This is a genomic window from Micromonospora parastrephiae, from assembly GCF_016802865.1.
In the GTDB taxonomy this organism is placed as follows: Bacteria; Actinomycetota; Actinomycetes; order Mycobacteriales; family Micromonosporaceae; genus Micromonospora; species Micromonospora parastrephiae.
The window spans coordinates 1-3,145 of the sequence record NZ_JAEVHM010000347.1 but is presented as its reverse complement, the minus strand read 5'-3'; the positions used below and the strand labels follow the sequence as shown (position 1 = coordinate 3,145).

Below are 3,145 nucleotides of genomic sequence, written 5' to 3'. Positions count from 1 at the left end.
ACCCCGGTCGCGCGCAGCGCCGACGCCGCGGCCAGCGGGTCGCCACCGGCCAGCCGGGCCGCCGCCGCGAGCGCGGCCGACCCCTCGGGGGTACGCAGCGCCGCCAGCTGGTCGAGATCCACGCCGCCATTCTCTCGGTCGACCCGGAAATCCTGGCTGGCGGGGCGCGACGCGCTGGCACTCTCCTTGACGGAGTGCTAGCCACGGAATAACCTGCGATTAGCACTCTCACCCTGAGGGTGCCAGCTTCCGGGTCTCGCGACCCGGGCGCGCACGCCAGGCGGACCGGCACCCGCGACGACGGTCCCGCCCGGTGGCATGAGGCAGATTGACGCTGGTCAGCCCCGCTGGCCAGCAACGAAACCAGTACCCCAGGAGGGTATGCCCGTGACTACCGCGACCAAGGTTGCGATCAAGCCGCTCGAGGACCGCATCGTGGTCCAGGCGAACGAGGCTGAGACCACCACGGCGTCGGGCATCGTGATCCCCGACACCGCCAAGGAGAAGCCGCAGGAGGGCACCGTCCTCGCTGTCGGCCCGGGGCGCGTCGACGACAACGGCAACCGGGTTCCGGTTGACGTTCAGGTCGGCGACACCGTCCTTTACTCGAAGTACGGCGGCACCGAGGTCAAGTACGCCGGCGAGGAGTACCTGGTGCTCTCCGCCCGCGACGTCCTCGCGGTCATCGAGAAGTAAGCAACCGATCAGTGCCATTGCCCCGGTCCGGCTCGCCGGGCCGGGGCAGTGGCGCTTCGAAGGGACATTCATGGCGAAGATCCTGAGCTTCTCGGACGACGCCCGGCACCTGCTGGAGCACGGTGTCAACGCCCTCGCGGACGCGGTCAAGGTCACCCTCGGCCCGCGCGGGCGCAACGTCGTCCTGGACAAGAAATTCGGTGCGCCGACGATCACCAACGATGGTGTGACCATCGCCAAGGAGATCGAGCTCACCAACCCCTACGAGAACCTCGGCGCGCAGCTGGTCAAGGAGGTGGCGACCAAGACCAACGACGTCGCCGGCGACGGGACCACCACCGCCACCGTGCTGGCCCAGGCGATGGTTCGCGAGGGTCTGCGCAACGTGACCGCCGGGACCAACCCGGCCGGCCTCAAGCGGGGCATCGACGCGGCGGCCGCCAAGGTCTCCGAGGCGCTGCTCGGCCGGGCCGTGGAGGTCGCCGGCAAGGACTCGATCTCGAACGTGGCGACGATCTCCGCGCAGGACGCCACCATCGGCGACCTGATCGCCGAGGCGATGGAGCGGGTCGGCCGCGACGGTGTCATCACCGTCGAGGAGGGCTCGATGCTCACCACCGAGCTGGACGTGACCGAGGGTCTCCAGTTCGACAAGGGCTTCATCTCGCCGAACTTCGTCACCGACCTGGAGGGTCAGGAGTCCGTCCTGGAGGACGCGTACGTCCTGGTCACCACCCAGAAGATCTCGGCGATCGAGGAGCTGCTGCCGCTGCTGGAGAAGGTCCTGCAGAACAGCAAGCCCCTGCTGATCATCGCCGAGGACGTGGACGGTCAGGCGCTCTCCACCCTGGTGGTCAACTCGCTGCGCAAGACCCTCAAGGTCTGCGCGGTCAAGGCCCCGGGCTTCGGTGACCGGCGCAAGGCCATGCTCCAGGACATCGCGATCTCCACGGGCGCCGAGCTGGTGGCCCCAGAGCTGGGCTACAAGCTCGACCAGGTCGGCCTGGAGGTGCTCGGCACCGCCCGGCGCGTCGTGGTCGACAAGGAGAACACCACGATCGTCGACGGCGGCGGCCAGAAGGCCGACGTCGCCGACCGGGTGGCCCAGATCCGCAAGGAGATCGAGGCCTCCGACTCCGACTGGGACCGGGAGAAGCTGGCCGAGCGGCTGGCGAAGCTCTCCGGCGGCATCGCCGTGATCAAGGTGGGTGCGGCGACCGAGGTCGAGATGAAGGAGCGCAAGCACCGCATCGAGGACGCCATCGCGGCGACCAAGGCCGCGGTCGAGGAGGGCACCGTGCCCGGCGGCGGCGCCGCCCTGGTGCAGATCCTCCCGGTGCTCGACGACGACCTGGGCTTCACCGGTGACGAGAAGGTCGGCGTCTCGATCGTGCGCAAGTCGCTCGTCGAGCCGCTGCGCTGGATCGCGCAGAACGCCGGTCACGACGGCTACGTCGTGACCCAGAAGGTCGCCGACATGCAGTGGGGCAACGGCCTCGACGCCGCCACCGGCGAGTACGTCGACCTGGTCAAGGCCGGCATCATCGACCCGGTGAAGGTGACCCGCAACGCGGTCACCAACGCCGCCTCGATCGCCGGTCTGCTGCTCACCACGGAGAGCCTCGTGGTGGAGAAGCCGGAGCAGGCCGAGCCGGCCGCCGCCGGCGGGCACGGCCACGGTCACGGCCACCAGCACGGCCCGGGCTTCTGACCCGGTAGCGACACCCGTCCCGGGGCACACCGTCGTACGGCGGTGTGCCCCGGCTCGTCTTCTCCCGTCATGACCGAACGCTGACGAGGTTGGCGACCCGGCGGAATGATCGCGCACACTGGGCCGATGAGGACCACGTCACGGCGGTACGCCGCGCTGGCCGGGGTGACCGCTGCCGCCGTCGCGATCGGGATCGCCGAGCCGGTGGCGGTGCTCACCGGCCCCCGGTCGGCCCCACTGGTCGCGGTCGGCGGGGTGGTCGTCGACGCCGTCCCCGAGCCGGTGAAGCAGTTCGCCATAGACGTCTTCGGCACCGCCGACAAGATCGCCCTGCTGGTCGGTACGGCGGTGCTGCTCGGCGGCTTCGCCGCGCTGTTCGGGATGCTGGCGGTGCGCCGGTTGGCCCTCGGTCTGGCCGGGATCGCGGCGTTCGCCGCCGTCGGTGTGGCCGCCGCGTTGACCCGTCCCGGCGCGGATGTCTTCGACGCGCTGCCGTCGCTGGTCGGTGGCGGTCTCGGCGCCCTGGTGCTCTGGTTGTTCATCGCCGGCCCGTTCGAGCTGGACCCCTGGCCCTGGTCGCCGCCGACGCCGACCGCGCTCCGCGAGGAGACGCCCTTGTCGCCGGCCGGCCCGATGACCTCCGACGACCTGTCGGCGCCGGTGACCCCTCCCGTGCCGCCCGAGCCGGCCGTGCCGCCCGAGCCGGCCGTGCCGCCCGAGCCGGCCGTGCCGCCCGAG

2 protein-coding genes and 1 pseudogene are annotated in these 3,145 nt (G+C 70.9%); all 3 read left to right on the top strand.

The features are described 5' to 3' along the window. Positions 1–381: 381 nt before the first annotated feature. A complete protein-coding gene (gene groES / locus JNW91_RS30730; RefSeq protein WP_030330046.1) occupies positions 382–696 on the top strand; it encodes a co-chaperone GroES in 315 nt (104 codons plus the stop codon). 70 nt (positions 697–766) lie between these two features. Next, positions 767–2,407: a chaperonin GroEL gene (gene groL / locus JNW91_RS30725; RefSeq protein ID WP_203178966.1), complete on the top strand. Its 1,641-nt coding sequence runs from the start codon at positions 767–769 to the stop codon at positions 2,405–2,407. 126 nt (positions 2,408–2,533) lie between these two features. After that, a pseudogene (locus tag JNW91_RS30720) lies at positions 2,534–3,145 on the top strand (molybdopterin-binding oxidoreductase); the annotation flags it as partial.

What these genes read in the sequence shown, in the direction of transcription:
- groES (WP_030330046.1), top strand. Translation starts at nt 382, where the DNA reads ATGCCCGTGACTACCGCGACCAAGGTTGCGATCAAGCCGCTCGAGGAC.
- groL (WP_203178966.1), top strand. Translation starts at nt 767, where the DNA reads ATGGCGAAGATCCTGAGCTTCTCGGACGACGCCCGGCACCTGCTGGAG.